Source organism: Bacillus pretiosus (genome assembly GCF_051294775.1).
GTDB classification, from domain to species: Bacteria; Bacillota; Bacilli; order Bacillales; family Bacillaceae_G; genus Bacillus_A; species Bacillus_A wiedmannii.
In genome coordinates, this window is the sequence record NZ_JBPPHF010000081.1 from 1 (window position 1) to 325 (window position 325).

Genomic DNA, 325 nt, shown 5'->3' on the forward strand with positions numbered 1-325 from the left:
CGTGTGAATTGTTAGAGCGCGAAGGGTTTGAAGTGACATATTTACCTGTTGATGAAACAGGACGCGTTCAAGTTTCTGACATACAACATGCATTAACAGAAGAGACGATTCTCGTATCCGTTATGTTTGGGAATAATGAAGTCGGGACGATGCAACCAATCGCGGAAATAGGGAAGTTGCTAAAAGAGCATCAAGCTTATTTTCATACAGATGCGGTACAAGCTTACGGATTAGTAGAAATAGATGTGAAAGAGGTCGGCATTGATTTATTATCGATTTCAGCTCATAAAATTAATGGACCAAAAGGTGTAGGGTTCCTATATGC

At 40.0% G+C, this 325-nt stretch carries 1 protein-coding gene; it reads left to right on the top strand.

Going from position 1 to position 325, the window contains the following annotated elements; genetic code table 11:
- On the top strand, window positions 1–325 hold a 325-nt coding region (locus tag ACSG5Z_RS29945; RefSeq protein ID WP_435712754.1), incomplete at both ends, for an aminotransferase class V-fold PLP-dependent enzyme.